Origin of the sequence: Kitasatospora humi, assembly GCF_020907985.1 — a bacterium.
Classification (GTDB): domain Bacteria; phylum Actinomycetota; class Actinomycetes; order Streptomycetales; family Streptomycetaceae; genus Kitasatospora; species Kitasatospora humi.
In genome coordinates, this window is the sequence record NZ_JAJJPA010000047.1 from 18216 (window position 1) to 43638 (window position 25423).

27 protein-coding genes and 1 pseudogene are annotated in these 25423 nt (G+C 71.6%); 23 read left to right on the forward strand and 5 right to left on the reverse strand.

Going from position 1 to position 25423, the window contains the following annotated elements:
• Positions 1–32 precede the first annotated feature (32 nt).
• Positions 33–905: a DUF3109 family protein gene (locus LN042_RS29890; RefSeq protein WP_230054534.1), complete on the forward strand. Its 873-nt coding sequence runs from the start codon at positions 33–35 to the stop codon at positions 903–905.
• Between the two features lie 4 nt (positions 906–909).
• Here LN042_RS29890 and LN042_RS29895 read toward each other — a convergent pair whose 3' ends face one another.
• Both LN042_RS29895 and LN042_RS29900 read right to left on the reverse strand, forming a co-directional pair.
• A complete protein-coding gene (locus LN042_RS29895; protein ID WP_230054535.1) occupies positions 910–2067 on the reverse strand; it encodes an NADH-quinone oxidoreductase subunit D in 1158 nt (385 codons plus the stop codon).
• Positions 2064–3056, reverse strand: coding sequence for an SAM-dependent methyltransferase (locus tag LN042_RS29900; RefSeq protein WP_230054536.1), 993 nt, complete (start codon positions 3054–3056; stop codon positions 2064–2066). Before LN042_RS29900 ends, LN042_RS29895 begins: the two co-directional genes overlap by 4 nt.
• A 95-nt stretch (positions 3057–3151) precedes the next feature.
• On the opposite strand from LN042_RS29900, the gene LN042_RS29905 reads away from it, so the two are divergent.
• The 15 genes and pseudogenes from LN042_RS29905 to LN042_RS29975 all read left to right on the forward strand — a co-directional run bounded on the left by LN042_RS29905 (position 3152) and on the right by LN042_RS29975 (position 18267).
• Positions 3152–4357 carry a sensor histidine kinase gene (locus tag LN042_RS29905; protein WP_230054537.1) on the forward strand — a complete coding sequence of 402 codons (1206 nt, stop codon included), beginning with the start codon at positions 3152–3154 and terminating at the stop codon, positions 4355–4357.
• Between the two features lie 19 nt (positions 4358–4376).
• A complete protein-coding gene (locus tag LN042_RS29910; protein WP_230054538.1) occupies positions 4377–5072 on the forward strand; it encodes a response regulator in 696 nt (231 codons plus the stop codon).
• Positions 5073–5137: 65 nt separating this feature from the next.
• Positions 5138–6088 carry a Rossmann-like and DUF2520 domain-containing protein gene (locus tag LN042_RS29915; RefSeq protein WP_308191887.1) on the forward strand — a complete coding sequence of 317 codons (951 nt, stop codon included), beginning with the start codon at positions 5138–5140 and terminating at the stop codon, positions 6086–6088.
• Positions 6088–6975, forward strand: coding sequence for a pantoate--beta-alanine ligase (gene panC, locus LN042_RS29920; RefSeq protein ID WP_230054539.1), 888 nt, complete (start codon positions 6088–6090; stop codon positions 6973–6975). The genes LN042_RS29915 and panC overlap by 1 nt, the downstream gene beginning before the upstream one ends.
• Before the next feature lie 43 nt (positions 6976–7018).
• Positions 7019–7438, forward strand: coding sequence for an aspartate 1-decarboxylase (gene panD / locus LN042_RS29925; RefSeq protein ID WP_230054540.1), 420 nt, complete (start codon positions 7019–7021; stop codon positions 7436–7438).
• Between the two features lie 10 nt (positions 7439–7448).
• The gene (locus tag LN042_RS29930) at positions 7449–9167 is read left to right on the forward strand and encodes an L-aspartate oxidase (RefSeq protein WP_230054541.1); all 1719 of its coding nucleotides are present in this window, start codon (positions 7449–7451) and stop codon (positions 9165–9167) included.
• A gap of 3 nt (positions 9168–9170) precedes the next feature.
• Positions 9171–10136, forward strand: coding sequence for a carboxylating nicotinate-nucleotide diphosphorylase (gene nadC / locus LN042_RS29935; protein ID WP_230054542.1), 966 nt, complete (start codon positions 9171–9173; stop codon positions 10134–10136).
• Positions 10137–10182: 46 nt separating this feature from the next.
• Positions 10183–10962: a type III pantothenate kinase gene (locus LN042_RS29940; RefSeq protein WP_230054543.1), complete on the forward strand. Its 780-nt coding sequence runs from the start codon at positions 10183–10185 to the stop codon at positions 10960–10962.
• 75 nt (positions 10963–11037) lie between these two features.
• Positions 11038–11739: a dihydrofolate reductase family protein gene (locus LN042_RS29945; RefSeq protein WP_230054544.1), complete on the forward strand. Its 702-nt coding sequence runs from the start codon at positions 11038–11040 to the stop codon at positions 11737–11739.
• Between the two features lie 157 nt (positions 11740–11896).
• A pseudogene (gene lysX / locus LN042_RS29950) lies at positions 11897–13366 on the forward strand (bifunctional lysylphosphatidylglycerol synthetase/lysine--tRNA ligase LysX); the annotation flags it as partial.
• A gap of 82 nt (positions 13367–13448) precedes the next feature.
• A complete protein-coding gene (locus LN042_RS29955; RefSeq protein WP_230054545.1) occupies positions 13449–13610 on the forward strand; it encodes a hypothetical protein in 162 nt (53 codons plus the stop codon).
• 110 nt (positions 13611–13720) lie between these two features.
• On the forward strand, positions 13721–14101 hold the full coding sequence (locus LN042_RS29960; RefSeq protein WP_230054546.1) for a BlaI/MecI/CopY family transcriptional regulator: 381 nt from the start codon (positions 13721–13723) through the stop codon (positions 14099–14101).
• 9 nt (positions 14102–14110) lie between these two features.
• Complete coding sequence (locus LN042_RS29965; RefSeq protein ID WP_230054547.1) at positions 14111–14638, forward strand: amino-acid N-acetyltransferase; 528 nt, start codon at positions 14111–14113, stop codon at positions 14636–14638.
• 127 nt (positions 14639–14765) lie between these two features.
• Positions 14766–15122, forward strand: a complete 357-nt coding sequence (locus tag LN042_RS29970) for a histone-like nucleoid-structuring protein Lsr2 (protein WP_230054548.1) — start codon at positions 14766–14768, stop codon at positions 15120–15122.
• 628 nt (positions 15123–15750) lie between these two features.
• Positions 15751–18267: an ATP-dependent Clp protease ATP-binding subunit gene (locus tag LN042_RS29975; RefSeq protein WP_230054549.1), complete on the forward strand. Its 2517-nt coding sequence runs from the start codon at positions 15751–15753 to the stop codon at positions 18265–18267.
• A 105-nt stretch (positions 18268–18372) separates the two neighbouring features.
• Here the strand turns inward: LN042_RS29975 and LN042_RS29980 are convergent, their stop codons facing one another.
• Positions 18373–19041, reverse strand: a complete 669-nt coding sequence (locus LN042_RS29980) for an ATP-binding protein (protein ID WP_230054550.1) — start codon at positions 19039–19041, stop codon at positions 18373–18375.
• Here LN042_RS29980 and LN042_RS29985 point away from each other — a divergent pair.
• From LN042_RS29985 to LN042_RS30005, 5 genes are read left to right on the forward strand one after another with little or no spacing between them, the layout of a single operon-like run.
• Entirely contained in the window at positions 18929–19750 is an 822-nt protein-coding gene (locus tag LN042_RS29985) for a helix-turn-helix domain-containing protein (protein WP_230054551.1), read from the forward strand. The two genes, LN042_RS29980 and LN042_RS29985, sit on opposite strands and share 113 nt — an antisense overlap.
• The gene (locus LN042_RS29990; RefSeq protein ID WP_230054552.1) at positions 19740–19958 is read left to right on the forward strand and encodes a DUF397 domain-containing protein; all 219 of its coding nucleotides are present in this window, start codon (positions 19740–19742) and stop codon (positions 19956–19958) included. Before LN042_RS29985 ends, LN042_RS29990 begins: the two co-directional genes overlap by 11 nt.
• Before the next feature lie 20 nt (positions 19959–19978).
• On the forward strand, positions 19979–20176 hold the full coding sequence (locus LN042_RS29995; protein ID WP_230054553.1) for a DUF397 domain-containing protein: 198 nt from the start codon (positions 19979–19981) through the stop codon (positions 20174–20176).
• Between the two features lie 20 nt (positions 20177–20196).
• The gene (locus tag LN042_RS30000; protein ID WP_230054554.1) at positions 20197–20448 is read left to right on the forward strand and encodes a DUF397 domain-containing protein; all 252 of its coding nucleotides are present in this window, start codon (positions 20197–20199) and stop codon (positions 20446–20448) included.
• 31 nt (positions 20449–20479) lie between these two features.
• Positions 20480–21052, forward strand: coding sequence for a GNAT family N-acetyltransferase (locus LN042_RS30005; RefSeq protein WP_230054555.1), 573 nt, complete (start codon positions 20480–20482; stop codon positions 21050–21052).
• 60 nt (positions 21053–21112) lie between these two features.
• Here LN042_RS30005 and LN042_RS30010 read toward each other — a convergent pair whose 3' ends face one another.
• Together LN042_RS30010 and LN042_RS30015 are read right to left on the reverse strand one after the other, a co-directional pair.
• Positions 21113–22192: a hypothetical protein gene (locus tag LN042_RS30010; protein ID WP_230054556.1), complete on the reverse strand. Its 1080-nt coding sequence runs from the start codon at positions 22190–22192 to the stop codon at positions 21113–21115.
• 184 nt (positions 22193–22376) lie between these two features.
• Positions 22377–23312, reverse strand: a complete 936-nt coding sequence (locus LN042_RS30015) for a LysR family transcriptional regulator (protein ID WP_230054557.1) — start codon at positions 23310–23312, stop codon at positions 22377–22379.
• 138 nt (positions 23313–23450) lie between these two features.
• On the opposite strand from LN042_RS30015, the gene LN042_RS30020 reads away from it, so the two are divergent.
• Both LN042_RS30020 and LN042_RS30025 read left to right on the forward strand, forming a co-directional pair.
• The gene (locus LN042_RS30020) at positions 23451–24695 is read left to right on the forward strand and encodes an MFS transporter (RefSeq protein ID WP_230054558.1); all 1245 of its coding nucleotides are present in this window, start codon (positions 23451–23453) and stop codon (positions 24693–24695) included.
• 97 nt (positions 24696–24792) lie between these two features.
• Positions 24793–25392: a cysteine hydrolase family protein gene (locus tag LN042_RS30025; RefSeq protein ID WP_230054559.1), complete on the forward strand. Its 600-nt coding sequence runs from the start codon at positions 24793–24795 to the stop codon at positions 25390–25392.
• Positions 25393–25423 lie beyond the last annotated feature (31 nt).

Consider the following 25423-nt stretch of genomic DNA (forward strand, 5'->3'; position numbering starts at 1 on the left):
GGAAGGCCACCCGGCTGTCCTACCCTTGCCGGGTGGCCGCCATCGACATCCCCACCCCCACCAGCAAGAAGCCCCTCCCCGAGGTCGGGCTGGACTTCCCCCGCGCCTGGGTCGAGTTCGCCGACCCCGCCGACGATGACCAGGTGTTCCGCTGCGACCTCACCTGGCTGACCTCCCGCTGGGGCTGCATCTTCGGCCAGGGCTGCCACGGCATCCGCCCCGGCCGCGGCGAGTCCGACGGCTGCTGCACGCTGGGCGCGCACTACTCGGACGATGACGACGAGCAGCGGGTGATCGAGCACGCCCGCCGGCTCACCCCAGAGACCTGGCAGCACTTCGCGGAGGGCACCGACAAGAAGGGCCGGCTGAAGATCGACGGCGGCATCACCATGCTGGACGAGGACGGCGACCGCCAGACCCGCCGGGTGGACGGCGCCTGCATCTTCCTCAACCGCCCGGGCTTCGCCGGCGGCGCCGGCTGCGCGCTGCACACCCTGGCGCTCAAGGAGGGCAAGGAGCCGCTGGAGACCAAGCCGGACGTCTGCTGGCAGCTGCCGATCCGCCGCACCTACGACTGGATCGACCGCCCGGACGACACCCGCTACCTCCAGGTGTCGATCGGCGAGTACGACCGGCGCGGCTGGGGCCCGGGCGGCCACGACCTGCACTGGTGGTGCACCAGCAGCCCGGAGGCGCACCAGGCCTCGCAGCCGGTGTACGTCAGCTACAAGCCGGAGCTGACCGAGCTGATGGGCCCCGAGGCGTACGCGGTGCTGGCCGAGCTGTGCGAGCAGCGGATCGCCGCCAAGGGCGACCGCAAGCTGGCGCCCCACCCGGCGGATCCCGGAAACCGGAAGGCGACGGCGGGTCCGAAGCGTGGCAAGAAGGCCAAGCCGGCCGAGTAGCCCGCTACTTGTCGATGTCCCCGACCACGAAGAAGAGCGATCCGAGGATCGCGACCATGTCGGCGACCAGGGTGCCGGGCAGCAGCTCGGTCAGCGCCTGGATATTGTTGAAGGACGCCGAGCGGAGCTTGAGCCGCCACGGCGTCTTGTCGCCGCGCGAGACCAGGTAGTAGCCGTTGATCCCGAGCGGGTTCTCGGTCCACGCGTAGATCTCGCCCTCGGGGGCCTTGACCACCTTAGGCAGCCGCAGGTTGACCGGGCCGGCGGGCAGCCGGGCGAGGCGGTCGAGGCAGGCGTCGGCCAGGTCGAGGGAGTTGGCGGTCTGCTCCAGCAGGCACTCGAAGCGGGCCAGGCAGTCGCCCTCCTCGCGGACCGCCACGCTGAGCACGTCCCCGAGCTCGCCGTAGGCCAGGTAGGGCTCGTCGCGGCGCAGGTCGAAGTCGACGCCGCTGGCCCGGGCGATCGGGCCGGTGACGCCGTACGCCTGCACGTGCTCCCGGGAGAGCACCCCGACCCCGGCGGTCCGCGCCCGGAAGATCTCGTTGCCCAGCACCAGGTCCTCGAAGACCGGCAATTGGGCGCGGACCGCGGCGACGGCCGCGCGCACCCGGGAGAGCCAGCCGGCCGGCAGGTCCTCCTTGAGGCCGCCGACCCGGTTGAACATGTAGTGCATCCGCCCGCCGCTGGCCTCCTCCAGCACGTGCTGGAGCTCCTCCCGGGAGTGGAAGGCGTGGAAGACCGGGGTGATCCCGCCCAGCTCCAGCGGGTAGGAGCCGAGGAACATCAGGTGGTTGAGCACCCGGTTGAGCTCGGCCAGCAGGGTGCGGGTCCAGACCGCGCGGACCGGCACCTCCATGCCGAGCATGCGCTCGACGGCGAGCACCACGCCCAGCTCGTTGGCGAAGGCGGAGAGCCAGTCGTGCCGGTTGGCCAGCATGATGATCTGCCGGTAGTCGCGGGCCTCGAAGAGCTTCTCGGCGCCGCGGTGCATGTAGCCGATGATCGGCTCGGCCTCGACGATGCGCTCGCCGTCCAGCACCAGCCGCAGCCGCAGCACCCCGTGGGTGGCCGGGTGCTGCGGGCCGATGTTCAGCACCATGTCGGTGGCGGTCGTCTCCGCGCCCGCACCGACCCCGACCGTGGTCTCCCTAAGCGTGCTCATGCTTCCAGAGTCTGCCATCCCGGCAGCACCGCCAGGCTCTCCGGTACCGGCATCCGGACGGCCTGGACCAGCCAGCCGAAGCCGCCCAGTCCGGCGCTCGCGGTGAGCTCCGCGGCCTCCCCGGCCCCGGCCAGCGCCCGCAGGTAGCCGGCCGGGTCGCTGCCGGCCAGCTCCAGCGGCGGCCGCGCGCCGGACACCCCGAGGGCCCGCAGGGCGTCCCGCTGCGTCGTCCACAGGCTGTGGAAACCGGGGACGGCCACCGAGTCCAGCGCCACGTGGGCGGTCAGGTCGCAGCCGCCGTCCGGCACCGGGGCGACCTCGCGGCCCGCGCGGAAGCCGGTCAGGGTGCCGAAAGTCGGCCGGTCCGACGTGCGGTGCGCGTAGTCCACCGCCACGGCGAGCCCCCGTTCCAGCGCACCGACCGCCGCCGCCCAGGCCTCGTCCCGCGGCCGGCCGATCTCGAAGCGCTCGCCGTCCGGCCACCAGCGCGCCACCCAGGCGGCGTCGGCCGGCTCCAGCGGCCCGCCCAGCCGTTCCGCCCCGCCCTCGTCCACCTCCACGTACCGCAGCACCCCGGCGTCGTCCCGCTCGGCCACCTCCAGCGGCACGTTGTCCAGCCACTCGTTGGCGAACAGCAGCCCGACCACCCCCTCGGGCACGTTCCGCCGCCAGCGCACCCCGGGCGCCAGCCCGTCCGGTCGCGCGGCCAGCTCCACGCCGTAGGCCCGCAGCCGGCCGGGCAGCAGGTGCGCCAGCCGCCCCACCAGCTCGCCGCGCCCGGCCCCGACGTCGATCAGGGCGATCTCCTCCGGGTGGCCCAGTGCCTCGTCCACCTCCAGGAGCAGCCTGCCGACCGCCTCGGCGTACTGCGGCGAGGCGTGCACGGACGTCCTGAAGTGCCCGGCCGGGCCCTCCGGGCGGTGGTAGAAGCCGCCCCCGGCCGCGTACAGGGCCCGTTCCATGGCGGGGCGCCAGCGCATCCAGGTCATGCCGGTGACGGTACCGGCCTCCGACCTGCGGACGATGCCCGGATCGCTCTCCCGGTGGACGGGGACGCCCTCCTCGCCTGCCTAGGCTTGGTCACGTGCATCGACTTTATGCCTGGCTCCGCGGACGCCCCATGGTGGTCGACGGCGCCTGGGCAGCCCTGGTGGTCCTCCTGTCGCTGGTCTCCCAGTACCGCGAGGAGAGCTGGCACCGGATCGGGTACTTCGCCATCACCGCGCTGATCGGCTGCCTGATGGTGGTCCGGCGGCGCTGGCCGACCCTGGCGGTCACCGCCGGCCTCGGGCTCGGCCTGCTCCAGGTCGGGCTGGGCATCGCGCCGCAGGGCTCCTCGATCGGCTACCTGGTCTTCACCTACACCGGTGCCGCGTTCGGCACCCAGTGGGTCTCCCGGCTGGCCCTGACCGGCGGCCTGCTGGCCGGTCCGCTGGCCGTGCTGGAGGAGCACTGGACGCAGGGCGACTCCACCCCGACCGGGCGGAGCGCGGCCCAGCAGGTCTTCGTCGGCGCGCTGCTCTCCACCCCGTTCATCCTGTGCTGGGCCTGGGGTCGGCTGACCCGGGTGCGCCGCGCCTACCTCACCGAGCTGGAGGACCGGGCCGAGCGGCTGGAGCGGGAGCGCGACGCCCAGGCCAAGGTGGCGGTGGCCGCCGAGCGGGCCCGGATCGCCCGGGAGCTGCACGACGTGGTGGCGCACAACGTCTCGGTGATGATCGTCCAGGCCGACGGCGCCGCCTACGTGATGGACAACTCCCCGGCCCAGGCCAAGGAGGCACTCGCCACCATCGCCACCACCGGGCGCCAGGCGCTGGTCGAGATGCGCCGGCTGCTGGGCCTGCTGCGCACCGCCGACACCACCGAGGAGTACGTGCCGCAGCCCAGCGTCCAGGAGCTGCCCGAGCTGCTGGAGCAGGTCCGCACCGCCGGTCTGCCGGTGGAGTTCTCCACCTCCGGCACCCCGCGCGAGCTGCCCCGCGGCGTGGAGCTGACGGTCTACCGGATCGTCCAGGAGGCGCTGACCAACGTCCGCAAGCACGGCGGGCCCAACGTCAGCGCCCGGGTCGCGGTCGACTTCGGCGACCGCGACCTCAACGTGGTGATCGAGGACGACGGGCGCGGCAGCACCGACGAGCAGCTGGCCAACGGCGGTGCCGACGGCCAGGGCCACGGCCTGATCGGCATGCGGGAGCGGATCGGCATGGTCAGCGGCAGCCTGGACGCCGGGCCGCGGCCCGGTGGCGGTTTCCGGATCCGCGCGGTGCTCCCGCTCAGGGCCGGCCGATGACCCCAAGGAGGAGACGCAAGTGACCATCCGCGTGATGCTGGTGGACGACCAGGAACTGCTGCGCACCGGCTTCCGGATGGTGCTCCAGTCGCAGCCCGACATCGAGATCACCGCCGAGGCCGGCGACGGCGCCGCCGCCGTCGAGGTGCTCGCCTCAGCCGGCGGGGCCGCCGTCGACGTCGTCCTGATGGACGTCCGGATGCCCAGGCTGGACGGCGTGCAGGCGACCCGCCGGATCTGCCTGGACGCCGACGGGCTGCCGCGGCCCGGCGCCCCGAAGGTGCTCATCCTCACCACCTTCGACCTGGACGAGTACGCCTTCGCCGCGCTCAAGGCCGGTGCCAGCGGCTTCCTGCTCAAGGACGTGCCGCCGCCGGAACTGGTCACCGCGATCCGCTCGGTGCACGCGGGCGACGCGGTGGTGGCCCCCACCACCACCCGGCGGATGATCGACCGGTTCGCCGAGGTGCTGCCCGTCACCCAGCCGCCGAGCGGACCGACCGCCCTGGCCCCGCTCACCGACCGCGAGCGCGAGGTGTTCCTGCTGGTCGCCCAGGGCCGGTCGAACGGCGAGATCGCGGCCGGTCTGACGCTCTCCGAGGCCACCGTGAAGACCCACGTCGGCCGGATCCTGGCCAAACTGGGGCTGCGCGACCGGGTGCAGGCCGTGGTGCTCGCCTACGAGGCCGGACTGCTCAGGGCGGGCAGCCGCTGAGCCCACTCGCGGCCGGGCCGTAGGATGGGACGGACCGTCTGGTACCCGTAGAGGACTGGAACGCCGTGAGCTCCTCGTTCGACTCCCCCGCCGACCCTCCCCCGGACTTCGCCCGGGGGGACCTCCAGGACCCCGCCGAGCGCCCGGCGCGCCTCGCCGTCGGCGTGGTCGGCACCGGCCGGGTCGGCCCGGCCCTCGGCGCCGCCCTGCAGCTGGCCGGCCACCAGGTGGTGGCCGCCGCCGGGGTGTCCACCGCCTCCCGCCGCCGCGCCGAGGCCCTGCTGCCCGGGGTGCGGCTGGTGTCGCCCCCGCAGGTGATGGCCGCCGCCGACCTGGTGCTGCTCACCGTGCCCGACGACGCGCTGGCCGCCCTGGTGGCCGGGCTGGCCGCCACCGGTGCGGTCCGCCCCGGCCAGCTGCTGGTGCACACCTCCGGCGCGCACGGCGTGGCGGTGCTGGAGCCGGCCACCCGGGCCGGCGCGCTGCCGCTGGCGCTGCACCCCGCGATGACCTTCACCGGCACCTCCGTCGACCTGGCCCGGCTGGCCGGCTGCCCGTTCGGGGTGACCGCCCCCGAGGAGCTGCGCCCGGTGGCCGAGGCGCTGGTGGTGGAGATGGGCGGCGAGCCGGAGTGGGTGCCGGAGGAGGTCCGTCCGCTCTACCACACCGCCCTGGCGCACGGCGCCAACCACCTGGTGACCCTGGTGGCCCAGGCGATGGAGCTGCTGGGCGCCGCCGGTGTCGCGGAGCCGGGCCGGATGCTCGGCCCGCTGCTCGGCGCGGCCCTGGACAACAGCCTGCGCGCCGGCGACGCCGCGCTGACCGGCCCGGTCGCCCGCGGCGACGCCGGCACCGTGCGCCGCCACCTGGCGCAGCTGGCTACGGTGTCCCCGGACATCCCGGCCGCCTACCGGGCGATGGCCAGGGCCACCGCCCAGCGCGCCCTGGCGCACGGGACGATCGACGACGAAGCGGCGGCCTCGCTGCTGGACGTACTCAACGAGGAGAAGCACTGATGGCCCGCCCGAAGCCCGCCGCGAAGCCCCGCGGCACCCGGCTCACCCACACCGTCGAGGACTTCGAGGCGGCCTTCTGGCCGGACGAGCGCCCGGTGGACAACGCCGTGGTGATGACCATGGGCGCGCTGCACGAGGGCCACGCGGCGCTGATCCGGGCCGCCCGCCGCCAGGTCGGCCGGGACGGCCGGGTCGCCGTGACGGTGTTCGTCAACCCGCTGCAGTTCGGCCCGAACGAGGACCTGGACCGCTACCCGCGCAGCCTGGCGGCCGATGTCCGGCTCGCCGAGGAGAACGGCGCCGACGTGGTCTTCGCCCCGCTGCCGGAAGAGGTCTACCCGAACGGCGAGCCGCTGGTCCGGCTCTCCGCGGGGCCGATGGGCGAGCGGTTCGAGGGTGCCAGCCGCCCCGGCCACTTCGACGGGATGCTGACGGTGGTGGCCAAGCTGCTGCACATCACCGATCCGGACTACGCGTTCTTCGGCGAGAAGGACGCGCAGCAGCTGGCGATCGTCCAGCGGATGGTCGCCGACCTGGACTTCGACGTCGAGATCGTCGGCGTGCCGACCGTCCGCGAGCCGGACGGCCTGGCGCTCTCCTCGCGCAACCGCTACCTCTCCGAGGCCGAGCGCGAGCAGGCGCTGGCGCTCTCCCGTGCGCTGTTCGCCGGCCGCGACGCGGGCGCGCAGGGCCCGGCGGCGGTCCGCGCGGCCGCCGCCGAGGTGCTGGAGGCCGCCGACGGCGTCGAGCTTGACTACCTCGCCCTGATCGACCCGCACGACTTCGTCGAGGCGCCGGACGACTTCCAGGGCGAGGCGGTGCTGGCGGTCGCCGCGAAGGTGGGCACCACCCGCCTGATCGACAACGTCCGCATCATCGTTCGATGACCGGCCGGCAATTCCCAGGCATGCACTCAGAGGAGGCGTGACCATGCTTCGCACCATGTTCAAGTCCAAGATCCACCGGGCCACCGTGACCCAGGCCGACCTGCACTACGTGGGCTCGGTGACGGTCGACGAGGACCTGCTCGACGCGGCGGACATCCTGCCCGGCGAGCTGGTCCACATCGTCGACATCAACAACGGCGCCCGGCTCGAGACTTACACCATCGCCGGCCCGCGCGGCACCGGCGTGATAGGCATCAACGGCGCGGCCGCCCGGCTGGTCCACCCCGGCGACCTGGTGATCCTGATCGCCTACGCGCAGATGGACACCGCCGAGGCCAAGGAGTTCGAGCCGACGGTGGTCTTCGTGGACGCCGAGAACCGGATCACCGGCACCGGCTCGGACGCCGCCGAGGCGCTGCCGGGCACGGACACCCTGCGCGGCGACGCCGTGCACACCCGCTAGGAGCTGCGCCGTGACCCACCGTCTCACCGCCCCCACCCCGGGCTGGACCGCCGACACCGACGTCGTGGTGGTCGGCTCCGGCGTGGCCGGGCTCACCGTCGCGCTCGGCGCCCGCCAGGCCGGACTGCGCGTGACGATCGTCAGCAAGGCGATGCTCGACGACGGCTCCACCCGCTGGGCCCAGGGCGGTGTCGCCGCCGCGCTGGGCGAGGGTGACAGCCCCGAGCAGCACCTGGCCGACACCCTGGTGGCCGGCGCCGGGCTGTGCGACGAGCCGGCCGTGCGCGTCCTGGTCACCGAAGGCCCGGGCGCGGTGCGGCGGTTGATCGAACAGGGCGCCGCCTTCGACACCGATCCGGACGGCGAGCTGATGCTCACCCGGGAGGGCGGCCACCACCGCCGCCGGATCGCGCACGCCGGCGGCGACGCCTCCGGGGCCGAGATATCCAGGGCGCTGGTCGCCGCCGTCCGCCGGGCTCCCGGCATCGAGCTGGTCGAGCACGCCATGGTCCTCGACCTGCTGAAGGACGCCGGGGGCCACGCGGCCGGCCTCACCCTGCACGTGATGGGCGAGGGCGCGCGGGACGGCGTCGGCGCGGTCCGGGCCCGGGCCGTGGTGCTGGCCACCGGCGGCATGGGCCAGGTCTTCTCCGCCACCACCAACCCGGCGGTCTCCACCGGCGACGGCGTGGCGCTGGCGCTGCGGGCCGGCGCCGAGGCGGCCGACCTGGAGTTCGTCCAGTTCCACCCGACCGTGCTCTGGCTCGGCACGCAGGCGCACGGCCAGCAGCCGCTGGTCTCCGAGGCGGTCCGCGGCGAGGGCGCCCACCTGGTGGACGCGGCCGGCATCCGGTTCATGGTCGGACAGCACGAGCTGGCCGAGCTGGCCCCGCGCGACATCGTGGCCAAGGGGATCATCCGGCGGATGCAGGAGCAGGACGCCGACCACATGTACCTGGACGGCCGGCACTTCGGCGCCGAGATGTGGGCCGAGCGGTTCCCGACCATCCTGGCGTCCTGCCGCGCACACGGGATCGACCCGGTGACCGAGCCGATCCCGATCGCCCCGGCCGCGCACCACGCCTCCGGCGGCGTGCGCACCGACCTGCACGGGCGCACCTCGGTGCCGGGCCTGTACGCCTGCGGCGAGGTGGCCTGCACCGGTGTGCACGGCGCCAACCGGCTGGCCTCCAACTCACTGCTCGAGGGCCTGGTCTTCGCCGAGCGGATCGCCGCCGACCTGACCGAGCGCCACCGGGCCGGCGAACTGCCGGAGCGCACCGTGGACGTCGCGGCGGCCGGGGCCGCGCTGCCCGTCCCGCTGCCCGCGCCGGAGACCCGGGCCCGGATCCAGCACCTGATGTCGCGCGGTGCGGGCGTGCTGCGCTCGGCCGAGTCGCTGGCCGCGACCATGGCCGGCCTCGCGGAGCTGAGCCGGGACGCCGCGTCCGACGCCGCCGAGCAGAAGCCGGCCGACCCCCGGGTGGAGACCTGGGAGGCGGCCAACCTGCTGCTCGTCGCCACCGCACTGGTCACCGCCGCCGCCGAGCGCACCGAGACGCGCGGCTGCCATTGGCGCGAGGACCACCCGGAGCGCGACGATGCCCGCTGGCAGCGTCACCTGATCACCGCCCTGACCGCCACACCGGACATGAGCGGCACCGGCGTCCGGCTGGTCGGCAGCACGCCGGTCGGCAGCGCGCCGGCCGCAAGCACAGAGGAGCACTGAGAGATGGCCCACGAGCACCTTCCGATGGCCGAGGAGCCGGGTGGCTGCGGCGACGGCTGCGCCTGCGGCGACGCCGAGGGCTACGAGACCGGCCTGGACCCGGCGCTGGCCGAGCTGCTGGAGGAGGCCGGCCTGGACCCGGTCGAGGTGGAGGACATCGCCACCCTGGCGCTGGCCGAGGACCTGGCCGGCGGCGAGGACGTCACCTCGGTGGCGACCGTGCCGGCCGACGCGGTGGCCACCGCCGACTTCACCGCCCGCGAGGCCGGCACGGTCGCCGGCCTGCGGATCGCCGAGGCCGTGGTCTCGCTGATCTGCGAGGAGGAGTTCGAGGTCGAGCGGCACGTCGAGGACGGCGACCGGGTCGAGGCCGGCCAGGTGCTGCTCTCGGTGCGCAGCCGCACCCGCGACCTGCTGACCGCCGAGCGCAGCGCCCTCAACCTGCTTTGCCACCTGTCCGGCATCGCCACCGCCACCCGGCAGTGGTCGGACGCGCTCCAGGGCACCGGCGCGGTGGTCCGGGACACCCGCAAGACCCACCCGGGCCTGCGTTCGCTGCAGAAGTACGCGGTGCGCTGCGGCGGCGGCGTGAACCACCGGATGGCGCTCTCCGACGCGGCGCTGATCAAGGACAACCACGTGGTCGCGGCCGGCGGCGTGGCCGAGGCCTTCCGGGCCGTCAGGGCGGCCTACCCGGAGCTGCCGGTGGAGGTCGAGGTCGACACCCTGGAGCAGATCCCGCCGGTGCTGGAGGCCGGGGCGGAGCTGATCCTGCTGGACAACTTCACCCTGGAGGAGCTCAGGGAGGCCGTCCGGCTGGTGGGCGGCCGGGCCAAGCTGGAGGCCTCCGGCGGCCTGACCCTGGCCACCGCGCGCGCGGTTGGCGAGACTGGTGTCGACTACCTGGCGGTCGGCGCCCTGACCCACTCGGCGCCGGTCCTGGACATCGGCCTGGACCTGCGTTCCTGACGCTCCGCCACCCTTCCGCCCCCGTCACCCTGGAGAAAAGCAGCCCATGCTCCTCACCATCGACGTCGGCAACACCCAGACCACGCTCGGCCTGTTCGACGGCGGGGAGGTCGTCGAACACTGGCGGATCTCCACCGATCCGCGCCGCACCGCCGACGAACTGGCCGTGCTGATGAACGGGTTGATGGGGGCCCACGCCCAGCAGGTGGACGGGCTGTCGATCTGCTCCTCGGTCCCGGCGGTGCTCCACGAGCTGCGCGAGGTGACCCGCCGCTACTACGGCGACGTGCCGGCGGTGCTGGTGGCGCCCGGGGTGAAGACCGGGGTGCACGTGCTGATGGACAACCCCAAGGAGGTGGGTGCCGACCGGATCGTCAACGCGCTGGCCGCCAACCACCTCTACGGGGGACCGTGCATCGTGGTGGACTTCGGCACCGCCACCACGTTCGACGCGATCAACGAGCGCGGCGACTACGTGGGCGGGGCGATCGCCCCCGGCATCGAGATCTCGGTGGAGGCGCTCGGGGTGCGCGGCGCCCAGCTGCGCAAGATCGAGCTGGCCCGCCCGCGCAACGTGATCGGCAAGAACACCGTGGAGGGCATGCAGTCCGGGGTGCTCTACGGCTTCGCCGGGCAGGTGGACGGCCTGGTCGGCCGGATGGCCCGGGAGCTCTCCCCGAAGGATCCGGAGGACGTGCAGGTGATCGCCACCGGCGGGCTGGCCCCGCTGGTGCTCGGCGAGGCCGACTCGATCGACGTGCACGAGCCCTGGCTGACCCTGATCGGGCTGCGCCTGGTGTTCGAGCGCAACAAGCCGACCAGCTGAGCCACTCGGACCAACCGCGGTTGACACGGCGTCAGGATTCCGACAAATCGGATATTCCTCACGTAGTGTCAACGCATGCCTACGCCACACGGATCCCGCGGCGGCATGGCCTTCAGCGCCGACGAAGTGCGCGTGCTGCGCCGTGCCCTCGCCCAGGCCCTCCACCCCACCGTCCCGGCCCAGCTGCCGCTCGGCGCCGACCTGGCCGTCCTCTGGGCGGAGGACGTCCAGGAGGCGCTCCGGCTGGCCGAGGCGATCGACGAGGCCGTCCTCGAAGGCGGCCGACTGCGCGGCTTCCTGCTGGCCGAACTCGTCCGCTACCGCACCGCCCTGCCCGGCGCCGCCCGCGGCTACCTGGAGCGTCTGGAGGAGGCCGTCGCCGACGGCTACCTCCCCGAGCCCGACGACCTGTCAGCCCTGCGCACCCTCACCCGCCAGCCCTGCGGCCCCGGCGAACGCACCCGCCGCTCCCGCCTGGCCGGCCGCTGCCACGCGCTGGCCGAGGCCGCCGTCCGCGAGCGGCTGGCCCGCAGCGCCGCGCCGCCGGCCCGCCACCTCACGGCCGTCCCCAGCCCCGACCGCTCCGAAGGGACCACCATGACCTCCGAACCGCGCCGCCCGGCCCCCGTCACCCCGGCCCCCGCCCCGGCCCGCATCCCCACCCCCGCCGAGCTCTTCGCCCGCCGCCCCCGCCCGCCCCAGCACCGCGAGGCCCCGCGCCCGGCGGACGGGCACGAGGACGACGGACCGCAGGAGCTGGCGACCGGCACCGGGTGACCGTCGCTTGTCGACCCGGTGACGCTCCAGCCGGCCGTGCGGCCCGCCCGCGCCCCCGGTGCCCCGCCACCCCGCGATAACCGGTGGCGGGGCACCGGTTCGCGCTCGCTACCCTGGTGAGGTGAGCGATCAGAGCAGCCTTCCCGCGACCGACGACCTTCCCGAGCAGATGCGCGTGCGGCGCGAGAAGCTGGAGCGGCTGCGCGCCGCCGGCGTCGACCCGTACCCGGTCGGTTTCCCCCGCACCACCACCATCGCCGACCTGCGCGCCAAGCACCCCGACCTGGGCCCGGACGTCGCGACCGGCGAGCGGGTCGGCGTCACCGGCCGGGTGATCCTGGCCCGCACCGGCGGCAAGCTCTGCTTCGCCACCCTGCGGGACGGTTCCGGTGACCTCCAGGTGATGCTGTCGCTGGACAAGCTCGGCGAGGAGCGGCTGGCCGCCTGGAAGACCGACATCGACCTGGGCGACCAGGTGGGCGTCGAGGGCGAGGTGATCACCTCCCGGCGCGGCGAGCTGAGCGTCATGGTGGACAACTGGGCGCTGACCGCCAAGTGCCTGCGTCCGCTGCCGGACAAGCACAAGGGCCTGACCGACCCGGAGGCCCGGGTCCGCCAGCGGTACGTCGACCTGATCGTCAACCCCGAGGCGCGCGAGATGCTGCAGCTGCGCACCAAGGTGATCCGCTCGATCCGCCGCACCTACGAGGACCGCGGCTACCTCGAGGTCGAGACCCCGATGCTGCAGCCGATCCACGGCGGCGCCAACGCCCGGCCGTTCATCACCCACATCAACGCCTACGACATCGACCTCTACCTGCGGATCGCCACCGAGCTGTACCTCAAGCGGCTGGTGGTCGGCGGCGCCGAGAAGGTCTTCGAGATCAACCGGAACTTCCGCAACGAGGGCGCGGACGCGACCCACAACCCGGAGTTCACCGCGCTGGAGTCGTACGAGGCATACGGCGACTACGACACCCAGGCCGAGCTGATCCGGGCGATCGTCGTCAACGCCGCCATGGACGCGCTGGGCACCACCGTGGTCCGCGGCACCGACCCGCACGGCGTGGAGCACGAGATCGACCTGGCCGAGCCGTGGGAGGAGGTCAGCGTCTACCCGGGGATCTCGGCGCGGATCGGCACCGAGATCACCCCCGAGACCGGTGTCGAGGAGCTGCGCAAGCTCTGCGACGCGGCCGGCGTGCCCTACGAGAAGGAGTGGGGCCACGGCCAGATCGTCCTGGAGATGATCGAGCGGCTGCTCGAGGAGAACGCGATCCGCCCGACCTTCATCAAGGACTACCCGACCGAGGTCTCCCCCCTCACCCGGCAGCACCGTTCGATCCCGGGCGTCGCCGAGAAGTGGGACCTGGTGATCTTCGGTACCGAGATCGGCACCGCCTACTCGGAGCTGATCGACCCGGTCGAGCAGCGCGCCCGGCTCACCGCGCAGTCGCTGCTGGCGGCCGGCGGCGACGTCGAGGCGATGCAGCTGGACGAGGACTTCCTGCGCGCCCTGGAGTACGCGATGCCGCCCACCGGCGGCCTGGGGCTCGGAGTGGACCGCCTGATCATGCTGCTCACCGGCAAGAACATCCGCGAGACGGTGCTCTTCCCGCTGGTCCGGCCCGATCTGGGAAGCAAGGCCGAAACCAAGGGTGCCGCGGCGGCCAAGGCCGGCGACGCCGAGTCCGAAGAGGAGTGATCCGATGCAGTACGTGAGTGCGCTCGTGCCGCCGCTGGTGATGGCGATCGGTTTCGGGTTCCTGGTGCGGGCCATCATCCGCAGCCAGGGAGGCGCCCAGAAGGGCAAGGAGGACGCCGCCGCCGAGGCCCTGGTGCGGGCGTCCCAGCAGGACGCCGCCCAGTAGCCACGGCTGCCGTGCAGCGGGCCCAGGCGCCCGCGGAAGGCCGCTCCGCGCGCTCCCGCGCCGGGAGCGGCCTTCCGCATTCTCCGGACGAACATCCCTAAAGTGGTCTTGTGGTCCGGCCGCTGGGCGAGCTCGAGAACGCCGTCATGACCCGGGTGTGGGAGTGGAACCGCCCGGTGACGGTTCGCGAGGTGCTGCTCGATCTGCGCACGGAACGGGATATCGCCTACACCACCGTGATGACCGTGCTCGACAAGCTCTATCGAAAGGGCTGGCTGCGCCGGGAACGGGAGGGCCGGGCCTATCGATATGCGCCGGTCTCGACCCGCGAGGCGTACACGGCGACGCTGATGCACGACGCCTGGGGCACCAGTGACAATCCGGCGGCGGCCCTGGTGCACTTCTTCGGCATGATGTCGGCCGAGCAGCGGGAAGCCCTCGCCGACGCACTCCGGGTGGCCGGTCCGGAGGGGGAGGGTCCGGCGCGATAACGTCCCGCCATGGAGGTCACCATCCGCCGGGCGCGGACCAGTGATGTGCGGGCCGTGCGCCGGCTCATCGACGCCTACTCACGCGACGGTATTCTGCTCGACAAGCCCACCGTCACGCTGTTCGAATCCATCCAGGAGTTCTGGGTCGTGGAACGCGACGCGGACGCCACCGTGGTGGCGTGCGGGGCGCTGCACGTGATGTGGGAGGACCTGGCCGAGGTCCGCACCCTGGCGGTGGATCCGATCTGCCGGGGCCACGGGATCGGACACGTCCTGTTGGAGAAGCTGCTGCAGACCGCGCGCTGGCTGGGCGTCCGTCGGATTTTCTGCTTGACGTTCGAGGTCGCGTTCTTCGCGAAACACGGCTTCGTGGAGATCGGGGAAACCGATGATGGTACGACAGACCCGGCCGTCATCGCTACGGAAGTGTATGAAGAACTCCTTCGCTCCTACGACGAAGGAGTGGCGGAGTTCCTCGACCTGGAGCGGGTGAAGCCCAACACCCTGGGCAACTCCCGCATGCTGCTGCACCTCTGAACCACCCCTCGGGACTTGCCGCGGCGCACATGACTCAGTGCCTCGAACAGCCCGGGGTTTGTGTTTTCCGAGAAAAGGCGGTTTCCTTTCCCTAAGGCATTGGATCGTTAAGCGGAAAGGGAGTCCCGTGGCACAGAGGGTGCAGGTCATTCTTGAAGACGATCTCGACGGCGGTTCGGCGGACGAGACGGTGACGTTCGCCCTCGACGGCGTTGCCTACGAGATCGACCTGAAGTCCGACAACGCGGAGAAGCTGCGCAGCCTGCTCGCTCCGTACGTCGACAAGGGCCGCAAGCAGAGCGGTCGGCTCACCGGCACGCGCCGCACCGGGGGCCGCGGCTCGGCCCGTCCGTCCGCCGGCAGCGCGGACACGGCCAAGATCCGCACGTGGGCGAAGGACAACGGCTACAACGTGAACGACCGCGGCCGCGTCCCGAGCAACGTGCGGGAGGCCTACGAGGCGGCGCAGGCAGCCGCTTCCTGATCCGCCGGCGCCCCGGCACCGGCGGGCGCGCCGCCCGGCCGCCACGACGGGGCGCGGAGGGCCTCCCTCCGCGCCCCGTGGCCGTGCCCGCGGGCAGCGCCGCGCCCGGGGCCGCGACCGGCCACCGGAACGTCCCCCGCGGCGGGCGCCGTGGCCGTGTGATCAGTCATGGACTGTGCAACGCTGGATCAACGGGCACGGTCACGCCGACCACCCCGTTCGGCGGCACCGGCGCCCGGCCCCCGGCCCGCCCGGGCCGACCCCCCGTCCCTCGGAGCCGCCCGGGCGGACTTCTCGCCTGGCGAACAACGCCACCCGGGAAACTGCGCGAGAAGAGCCGGAATTTCCGGTATGAATGCAGGTGGGACGGCCAGCAGTGCGGTTCGCGGGGCCCCGGCCCGGAGCGTGTTCGCCATTGGCGTAGCGGGAACACGTGCATCGGCCGCACTGGCGGGAACACCGTCTCCCAGCATCAGGTTGGGAAGGGTGTCGGCTGGTCGCGCAGCTTAGATATCCCCGTGCACCGCGGGGAACTACGTGGGCCGCGCCGCTGAGCGGGACTAGCATGCGGAAGGACAGGGCGGGGACAGTCCCCGAACTGCCCGACCGCTCTGAGGAGCGATTAACGATGTTCGAGAGGTTCACCGACCGCGCGCGGCGGGTTGTCGTCCTGGCTCAGGAAGAAGCCCGGATGCTCAACCACAACTACATCGGCACCGAGCACATCCTCCTGGGCCTGATCCACGAGGGCGAGGGTGTCGCCGCTAAGGCCTTGGAGAGCCTCGGGATCTCTCTTGAGGCGGTCCGCCAGCAGGTCGAGGAGATCATCGGGCAGGGGCAGCAGGCCCCGTCCGGCCACATCCCCTTCACCCCGCGGGCGAAGAAGGTGCTGGAGCTGTCGCTCCGCGAGGCCCTTCAGCTCGGCCACAACTACATCGGCACGGAGCACATCCTGCTCGGCCTGATCCGGGAGGGCGAGGGCGTCGCGGCCCAGGTCCTGGTGAAGCTGGGCGCCGACCTCAACCGGGTGCGGCAGCAGGTCATCCAGCTGCTCTCCGGTTACCAGGGCGGCGGCAAGGAGTCGGCGACGGCCGGCGGCCCCGCCGAGGGCACCCCGTCGACCTCGCTGGTCCTCGACCAGTTCGGCCGCAACCTGACGCAGGCCGCTCGCGAGACCAAGCTCGACCCGGTCATCGGGCGCGAGAAGGAGATCGAGCGGGTCATGCAGGTGCTGTCCCGCCGCACCAAGAACAACCCCGTCCTGATCGGTGAGCCGGGTGTCGGCAAGACCGCGGTCGTCGAGGGCCTGGCCCAGGCGATCGTCAAGGGCGAGGTCCCCGAGACGCTCAAGGACAAGCAGCTCTACACGCTGGACCTGGGCGCCCTGGTGGCCGGTTCCCGCTACCGCGGTGACTTCGAGGAGCGCCTGAAGAAGGTGCTCAAGGAGATCCGCACCCGCGGTGACATCATCCTGTTCATCGACGAGCTGCACACCCTGGTCGGCGCGGGCGCCGCGGAGGGCGCGATCGACGCCGCCAGCATCCTGAAGCCGATGCTGGCCCGCGGCGAGCTGCAGACCATCGGTGCCACCACGCTCGACGAGTACCGCAAGCACCTGGAGAAGGACGCCGCGCTGGAGCGCCGCTTCCAGCCGATCCAGGTCGCGGAGCCGTCGCTGCCGCACACCATCGAGATCCTGAAGGGTCTGCGCGACCGGTACGAGGCCCACCACCGGGTCTCCATCACCGACGCCGCCCTGGTCGCCGCCGCCACCCTGGCCGACCGGTACATCTCGGACCGCTTCCTGCCGGACAAGGCGATCGACCTGATCGACGAGGCCGGTTCCCGGATGCGCATCCGCCGGATGACCGCGCCGCCGGACCTGCGCGAGTTCGACGAGAAGATCGCCGCGGTGCGCCGCGAGAAGGAGAGCGCGATCGACGCGCAGGACTTCGAGAAGGCCGCCTCGCTGCGTGACGACGAGAAGCAGCTCCTGAACGCCAAGGCCAAGCGCGAGAAGGAGTGGAAGGCCGGCGACATGGACGTCGTCGCGGAGGTCGACGAGGAGCTCATCGCCGAGGTCCTGGCCACCGCCACCGGCATCCCGGTCTTCAAGCTGACCGAGGAGGAGTCCTCCCGGCTGCTGCGCATGGAGGACGAGCTGCACAAGCGCGTCATCGGCCAGAAGGACGCCATCAAGGCGCTCTCCCAGGCCATCCGGCGCACGCGTGCGGGCCTCAAGGACCCGAAGCGTCCCGGCGGTTCCTTCATCTTCGCCGGTCCGTCCGGTGTCGGTAAGACCGAGCTGTCCAAGACGCTGGCCGAGTTCCTCTTCGGCGACGAGGACGCGCTGATCTCCCTCGACATGTCGGAGTTCAGCGAGAAGCACACCGTCTCCCGGCTGTTCGGCTCCCCGCCCGGCTACGTGGGCTACGAGGAGGGCGGCCAGCTCACCGAGAAGGTGCGCCGCAAGCCGTTCTCGGTCGTCCTCTTCGACGAGGTCGAGAAGGCCCACCCGGACATCTTCAACTCGCTGCTGCAGATCCTGGAGGACGGTCGCCTGACCGACTCCCAGGGCCGGGTCGTGGACTTCAAGAACACGGTCATCATCATGACCACCAACCTCGGCACCCGGGACATCTCCAAGGGCTTCGGCCTGGGCTTCGCGGCCTCGGGCGACACCCAGACCGGGTACGAGCGGATGAAGGCCAAGGTCGGCGAGGAGCTCAAGCAGCACTTCCGCCCCGAGTTCCTCAACCGTGTCGACGACATCGTGGTGTTCCACCAGCTGTCGGAGGACGACATCATCCAGATCGTCGACCTCATGATCGACAAGGTGGACGCCCGCCTCAAGGACCGCGACATGGGCCTGGAGCTCAGCATCGAGGCCAAGAAGCTGCTCGCCAAGCGCGGTTACGACCCGCTGCTGGGCGCCCGGCCGCTGCGTCGGACCATCCAGCGCGAGATCGAGGACCACCTCTCCGAGAAGATCCTCTTCGGCGAGCTGCGGGCCGGCCACATCGTGGTGGTGGGTGTCGAGGGCGAGGGCAAGGACGCCACGTTCACCTTCCGCGGCGAGGAGAAGAGCGCGGTGGCCGACACTCCGGCCGCGGTGGCGGCTCCTGGGCCGGACCTGACGAAGTAACTCCGGCGGTTGCACCAGTTGGCACCAGGTGCAGCAGGTGTGACGGCTGCGGCCCCCGTGATCTCCGGATCGCGGGGGCCGCAGCCTTTGCTATCGGCATCGCCATCACTCGTCCTCCGGGGCGGTCTCGCACCAGACCACCTTGCCGAGGTAGCCGTCCCCGCGCGGCCCGCAGCCCCACCGCAGGGCGAGGGAATCCACCAGGCACAGGCCGCGACCTGACATGGCATCAGCGGCGGCCTGGCGGGGCAGCGGGGTGCCCTCGATCCGGTCGTGCACCTCGACGCGGAGCACGTCGTCGCGGACGGCGAGCTTGACGAGGATCCGGGTGCCGTCCGGCTTGCCGTGCACCACGGCGTTGGTGACGAGTTCGGAGAGCAGCAACTCGCCGCGATCGGCGAAGCGTTCACCGTTCTTGACGCGCGAGAGCAGCTCGCGGAGCGCGGCGCGCTCTGGCGGGGGACCGGTCGCTGCGCGGCAGCCAGCATTCCTGATGCGCCCCTCCTGCGGGTGATTTGGCAGCGGTTTCGGGCATGGCGGGGCCTCCCCTGTGGCACGGTGGCCGATAGTTGCGGGCTTGCCCCTCCACGATGACGGGAGGCGATGACGGCACGCCAGCAGGCGCTTACCAACAGTGAGGTTGTTCAGGAAGGCGGCTACGGTGAGCGACGTGAAGTTCGATTGGCGGTACTTCGGCGCCGAGTTGAAGTTCCACCGCGAGGCAGCGGGGCTCTCCCAGCAGCAGTTGGGCGACAAGGTGCACTGTTCGGGCACCTACATCGGACAGTTCGAGAACGCGACGCGCCGGCCGCAGCTGCCGCTCGCCCGGTTGTTCGACCAGGCGCTCGGGACGAACGGGCTCTTTGCGCGGATGTGCGAGAGGTTGATCAACAACTCGCCGTACGAGGACTACTTTGCGGCAGCTTCCGAACTTGAGGCGATCGCAGAAAAGATCTGCGAATACAGCCCGCTACTTGTCCCAGGGCTGCTGCAGACACCAGAGTACGCAGAGGCCGTGTTCCGCGGCGCACAGCCGCTGCTACACGACGAAGCCATCGCCGAACTCGTCGCTGCCCGGATGGCACGAACGCAAATCGTCACGGACCCCAATCGCGAGACTCTGTTTTGGGCGATCCTGGATGAAGCCGTGCTGCGACGGCCGATTGGCGGCCCCGCCGTGATGAGCAAACAGCTTCGTTGCGTCGCGCACTTCGCCCAGCAGCGGCGGGTCATCGTGCAAGTTGTCCCGTTCGCTGTCGGAGCCCATACCCTCCCGGAGGGCATGATCCAGATCATGACCTTCCCAGATGCCCCACCGGCAGCGTACGTGGAAGGCCCGTTCGCAGGGCAGTTGTTGGAAGATCCGCGAATCATCGCCAAGTGCCAGATGGGCTACGATCTGCTAAGGGCTGCTGCACTGTCGCCTGAGGCATCCCTCGGAATGATCCGGTCAGTAGCGGAGGACTACGCCCATGAACGCTGAGCCGAGACTGCATTCGGTCACATGGCGCAAGTCCAGCTACAGTGGCGGCAGCGGCAGCAACAGTTGCGTGGAGATCGCCGACGGCTTCACCGGCGCCCTCCCCGTGCGCGACTCCAAGGACCCCAACGGCCCCGCGCTCACCTTCGCACCTGACGCCTGGTCAGCCTTTGTCACCACCCTCAAGGCCAACGCCTTCCCCACGCCCTGAGCGCCAACTACCGTGGAACAGTGACCCCTTACACCTGGCGCAAGTCCAGCTACAGCGGCGCCAGCAACGGCGACTGCGTGGAGATCGCCGACGGCCTCACCGGCGCCCTCCCCGTGCGCGACTCCAAGGACCCCAACGGTCCCGCGCTCACCTTCGCACCTGACGCCTGGTCAGCCTTTGTCACCGCCCTCAAGGCCAACGCCTTCCCCACGCCCTGAGCGCCAACTACCGTGGAACGGTGACCCCTTACACCTGGCGCAAGTCCAGCTACAGCGGCGCCAGCAACGGCGACTGCGTGGAGATCGCCGACGGCCTCACCGGCGCCCTCCCCGTGCGCGACTCCAAGGACCCCAACGGCCCCGCGCTCACGTTCACCGCTGACGCCTGGTCAGCCTTCCTCTCCGCCCTCAAGGCCAACGAACACCCGTCCACAACAAGCCCCCCGTTGGAAAACCCATTGCGAGTGCCCCGCATCGGTTGTCTGATGTGATCGGCCACCGATCAGGGGAGGGAACACGAGGATGTCGCTGCCCACCCCGTCGTTGCGCACCGCGCGCCTTCGACTGCGTGCCTTCGAAGACGCGGATGCGGACGACCTCTTCGCGCTGCACAGCAGCGCCTACGTGCTGCGCTACTGGGATGCGCCGCCGTGGAGCGAACGCGTGCGCGCCGAGAAGTTCATCACGGCGTGCCGGCAGATGGCGCAGGAGGGCACCGGGGCGCGGCTGGCCGTGGATCGTGTCTCCGACGGGGCGTTCATCGGCTGGTGCAGCCTGAGCAGGTGGAATCCGGACTTCCGCAGCGCATCACTCGGCTACTGCTTCGACGATGCGGCGTGGGGCCACGGCTACGCGACCGAGGCCGCGCGCGCCTTGCTGCGGTGGGCATTCGACACGCTGGACCTGAACCGCGTCCAAGCTGAGACCGATACGCGCAACGTGGCATCTGCCCGCGTGCTGGAGAAGCTCGGCTTCGTGCGTGAAGGGACGTTGCGGGAAGACTGCGTCGTCAACGGCGAGGTCTCCGACTCATGGGTCTTCGGGCTGATCAGGCGGGAGTGGCGGCCGTCGTCCGAGCCGGTTCCCGCCCACTGAGTTGCGTCGCTCGGCAGTTGTCGGCCGCGCCCCGGGCCTCTGCGAAGTCGCCGTCGGCCGTCACCGGGCGGCGGTGGGTGTGATGACGGCCTGGCCCGTGATGCGGTTGAAGCCGACGGCGTTGACCAGGAAGAACCGGACCCCGCTGTTGGACTGATCCGTGATGGAGTTGACCCTTGTGGCGGTCGTGTCCGGTGATGATCCGGAGCCAGTGGTGACGGCCTCCAGGACAGGACCGCCGTCAGGGGCCGCCAGGGTGACCCGTGTGCCCTGGGTGATCAGGCCGTTGGTCTGCGGCACGTCCCCTTGCGCGTGGAGAACGGAGAACGTCTGCGCCGGGGCGCCGGTGTCGATGGTCGTCGGTCCGCAGCTGTGGGCTTGACCGACCTGCCAGCACAGGTTCACCAGCCTCTGCCAGGCCTGGCGCCCGTCCGCGTACGTCCCGTCCGCCTTGGTCAGCGGCAACACGACACTGCTCGCGGTCGCTTTCGGCGCACCGAGCGTGAGGGTTCCTCCGGTGGGGGTGAGCGCCACGGTGTAGCCGTCGGAATTCGGCGCACCCAGCTGGGTGATCACCGACATCAGCTCCTTCGACTCCGGCTTGGGTCCACCCAGCGCGATGCCGAGGGTGCCCTGGGCGCCGCTGTCACCGCTGAGGGACTGGAACGCCTTGGCATCGGCGGCGTCCTGGTCGATGACGCCGACCGCGACCGGCGCGGGGGTGGCAATTCCCGTGCCGGGGAAGGTGACCACCGCATCGGCCACCCGGTAGTTCAGGGTGTTGCCCGCATCGGGACTCCCGTAGTGCACCGAAGAGGTGCGCCCGGTGTCACGGATCCCGGAACCCACGGCACTGGCCGCCAGCACCAGGCCGCTCGAGCCGGTGTCGAGGTGCACCGGAACCGCCGGCCCTCCGCCGACCGACACCATCACCATCGGGCGGTACGGCGAACTGCCCTGGTGCCCCATGGTGATGGGGACCGTCGCCGCAGGGCCCGGTGCCGTCGGACCCGCTGTCGCGGAGGGCGGCGGCGCGCTGGTGCCGCTGCTCGCGACGCCGCCCTTCCCCGAGCAGGCCGCGGCGGCCAGTCCCATGGTCAGCACCACCAGCAACGAGCAGATCCGATTCCTCGAGAACATCGAGTGCTCCCCCTCTTCCACCGTCGACCCTGCGGCGAGGGTCGCAGGGAACCTTGTGGATTCCCTGTGGTTGAAGTGGATCACCCCCGGGCAGGCAGCCGCCGCGCTCTGCGGCGGCGGCAACGGCAACGGCAACGGCGTCGAGGTCGCCGCCGGCCGGGGCAGGATCGAAGGCGCGGTGGCGTCAGTGCGGAGCCGCCCAGTCCGGCGTCCAACTCCCGGCGGCGTCGTGGCCGGCCACTGTGGCGGCGAGGTGGGCGCGGAGGGTGGCCAGCGCCGGGTGGGGGTTGTCGCGGTGCCAGAGGAGCGAGTGCGGGTAGACGGGCATCGGGTCGGTCACCGGGATGCGGCGCAGGCCGTGGCCGGCGGGCCAGATGAGGCGGGTGTGCTCGCCCATGAAGGTGGCCAGGGTCGGGGTGTCGGCGATGGTGTCGAGGAGCGCGTCGGAGCCGAAGTTGGGACCGGTCGCCTCGATGGTGAGGCCGAACTCGGCGACGAGGTCGTCGTAGTAGGCGGCCCACTCGGTACCGGGGACGATGCCGGGCATCCAGATCCGGTGCCCGGCGAGCTGGGCGACGGTCACCGACCGGGCGCCCGCCAGCGCGTGGGCGGGTCCGGTGAGGAGCTGAAGCGGCTCGTCGAGCACCCGGACGGACTCGATGTCCTCGGGAAGGGGCCGGCCGGGCGCGGCGACGGCGCGGAAGGACGCGTCGATCGCACCGGAGCGGATGGCGGTGACGGCCGTCTCGATCTCGAACAGCATCACCACGTCGAGGTCGATCTCGGGGTGCGCGCGGTGGAAGCCGCGCATCAGGCCCGATGCCGCGCCGCGCGAGTTGAGCACGTCTACGCGCAGCGGTCGGCTGCCGGGGTGCACGGACGCCAGCGCGCGCTCGGCGACCCGCAGCAGCTCGCGGGCACGGGGCAGGAACGCCTGCCCGTCGATGGTGAGTTCGGCACCGCGCTGCGTGCGGGTGAACAGCCGCACACAGAGGTCGCGCTCCAGCGTGGCGATGCGCTTGGAGACGGCCTGCTGGGTGACCGACAGATCGATGGCGGCCTTCTGGAACTGGCCCGCTTCCACGACGGCGACGAAGGTGCGTACGGCTTCGAGATCCACGCCGACCCACCTTAGTGAACAACGGATCGTTGTGAGGAGCAGGCAAACTAGTTGTTTGACCTGCTGTTGTGCCGCCCGCTTAGCTCTCACTGGTCAACGTAGGTTTGTTCGAGTGGGACATCAAGGGGCGCGCTGAGCATGGTGGGCAGGAGGCCGTTGGGCCGGCAGTTCGGCTGGCTGTGGGCGGCGTACGCGGTGAGCGCATACGGGTCCGGGCTGGGGTTCGGGGCATTACCGCTGATTGCCGTGCTGGTGCTGCACGCCGGCCCCGCCGAGGTGTCCGCGCTCTCCGCCGTGGGACCGGCGGTGGGCGCGCTGATCGCGGTGCCACTCGCGCCGTGGGTGGAATTCCGGCGCAAGCGCCCGGTCATGATCGCGATGGACCTGACCCGGTTCGCCGCCCTGGCGACGATCCCGATCGCTTACGCCCTCGGCCGGCTCGGCTTCATCCAGCTGCTCGTGATCTCGGCCGTGGTCGCCGCGGCCAAGATCGCTTTCAACGCGGCCAGCGGCGCCTACCTCAAGGCCCTCGTCCGGCCGGACGACCTGCTCGTGGCCAACGCACGGTTCGAGTCCACGAACTGGAGCTCCATCGCGGTCGGACCGCCCCTGGGCGGGGCGGCGATCGGCATGTTCGGGCCGGTCACCACCGTGGTGGCCGACGCGCTCAGCTACCTGCTCTCCGCGCTGGGCATCACCGCGATCCGAGGCCAGGAGGAAGCACCGCAGCCAACCGACAAGAGCCCGGTACGGGCTGGCGCACTGCTCGACGGCTGGCGACACATCATGGGCGATCCAGGGCTTCGGGCGCTCTACTTCAACAACATGCTCGTCTCCGGCCTGATCATGGCCACCGAGCCGCTGCTGGCCGTACTCCTGCTCCGCCAGCTCGGTTTCCCGCCGTGGCAGTACGCCCTCGCGTTCGCCGCCCCCTGCCTCGGGGGGCTCATCGGCTCCCGGCTGGCTCAGCGAGTCGTGGCCCGCTACGGCCGGCAGCGGGTCTTCCGGATCGTCGGCACCCTGCGCTCCATCTGGCTGATCGGCCTGGTCTTCGTCCAGCCCGGGGTCGTCGGCCTCGTCACCGTGATGGCCGTCGAGCTGGCGATCATCGTCAACATGAGCCTGTACACACCGGTGCTCGCCACCTACCGGCTCGAACGCACTCCCCAGCACCTCGTCGCCCGCACCCTGTCGGCCTGGTCGATCGGCCAGCAGGCGTCCATCGCCGTCCTCACCGCGTTCGGCGGGCTGCTCGCCGACCTCACCGGCCCACGCACCGCTCTCACGGTCGCGGGACTGCTCATCCTGGCCACCCCGCTCCTGCTCCCCAAACGCGATCAGACCTCGCAGCACACGCCGGAACCGGCCCACAGCCACGCATGACCCACCGCAACGAACCGCTGAAGCCCGCAGGCCGCAGCTGATCCGTCAGTTCGCGTCCGCGTCGACCAGGCACACCACCAGCAAGGAGGACACTCGCGTGAGTACCGCCCCCGCACTCGACCCCGTGCACACCGCTCTGCTCGTCATGGACTACCAGCCCTCGATCCTGGCCGCGCTTCCCGACGGCGGGGACCGCGAGGCCCTGCTCGGCCTCATGGAAGCGGCCATCGCCGACGTTCGCGCCATGGGCGGCACTGTCGCCTACGTACGCGTCGGCTTCACCGAGGCCGACTGGGACGCGATCCCGGCCGCCAACAAGTCCTTCGCCCCGCTGGCCCAATACCGCGTCATGCACCACGAGGACCCTGCCGCTTTCATCCACGAGCGCCTGGCTCCCCGGGACGGCGACATCGTCGTGCGCAAGATCCGCCACGGCGGCATGTCCACCACCGACCTCGACCAGCAGCTGCGCGAACGCGGCATCACCGCTCTGGTCGTCTCCGGCATCACCACCAGCGGCGCCGTCCTGTCGACCGTCATCGACGCGGCCGACCGCGACTACCAGCTCTACGTCCTGTCCGACGGCGTCGCCGACCCGGACACCGAAGTCCACGACGTCCTGCTCCGCCGGGTCCTCCCCTCGCGGGCCCACATCGTCGACACCGCCGAGCTGCACGCCCTGCTCCGGGCCGAGTGACTCGGAACCACGCGCCGATCCCACCCACGGC

What these genes read in the sequence shown, in the direction of transcription:
- LN042_RS29895 (WP_230054535.1), bottom strand. Translation starts at nt 2,067, where the DNA reads ATGAGCACGCTTAGGGAGACCACGGTCGGGGTCGGTGCGGGCGCGGAG.
- LN042_RS29900 (WP_230054536.1), bottom strand. Translation starts at nt 3,056, where the DNA reads ATGACCTGGATGCGCTGGCGCCCCGCCATGGAACGGGCCCTGTACGCG.
- panC (WP_230054539.1), top strand. Translation starts at nt 6,088, where the DNA reads ATGGCCCGCCCGAAGCCCGCCGCGAAGCCCCGCGGCACCCGGCTCACC.
- panD (WP_230054540.1), top strand. Translation starts at nt 7,019, where the DNA reads ATGCTTCGCACCATGTTCAAGTCCAAGATCCACCGGGCCACCGTGACC.
- nadC (WP_230054542.1), top strand. Translation starts at nt 9,171, where the DNA reads ATGGCCCACGAGCACCTTCCGATGGCCGAGGAGCCGGGTGGCTGCGGC.
- LN042_RS29940 (WP_230054543.1), top strand. Translation starts at nt 10,183, where the DNA reads ATGCTCCTCACCATCGACGTCGGCAACACCCAGACCACGCTCGGCCTG.
- LN042_RS29945 (WP_230054544.1), top strand. Translation starts at nt 11,038, where the DNA reads ATGCCTACGCCACACGGATCCCGCGGCGGCATGGCCTTCAGCGCCGAC.
- LN042_RS29955 (WP_230054545.1), top strand. Translation starts at nt 13,449, where the DNA reads ATGCAGTACGTGAGTGCGCTCGTGCCGCCGCTGGTGATGGCGATCGGT.
- LN042_RS29965 (WP_230054547.1), top strand. Translation starts at nt 14,111, where the DNA reads ATGGAGGTCACCATCCGCCGGGCGCGGACCAGTGATGTGCGGGCCGTG.
- LN042_RS29975 (WP_230054549.1), top strand. Translation starts at nt 15,751, where the DNA reads ATGTTCGAGAGGTTCACCGACCGCGCGCGGCGGGTTGTCGTCCTGGCT.
- LN042_RS29990 (WP_230054552.1), top strand. Translation starts at nt 19,740, where the DNA reads ATGAACGCTGAGCCGAGACTGCATTCGGTCACATGGCGCAAGTCCAGC.
- LN042_RS30005 (WP_230054555.1), top strand. Translation starts at nt 20,480, where the DNA reads ATGTCGCTGCCCACCCCGTCGTTGCGCACCGCGCGCCTTCGACTGCGT.
- LN042_RS30010 (WP_230054556.1), bottom strand. Translation starts at nt 22,192, where the DNA reads ATGTTCTCGAGGAATCGGATCTGCTCGTTGCTGGTGGTGCTGACCATG.
- LN042_RS30020 (WP_230054558.1), top strand. Translation starts at nt 23,451, where the DNA reads ATGGTGGGCAGGAGGCCGTTGGGCCGGCAGTTCGGCTGGCTGTGGGCG.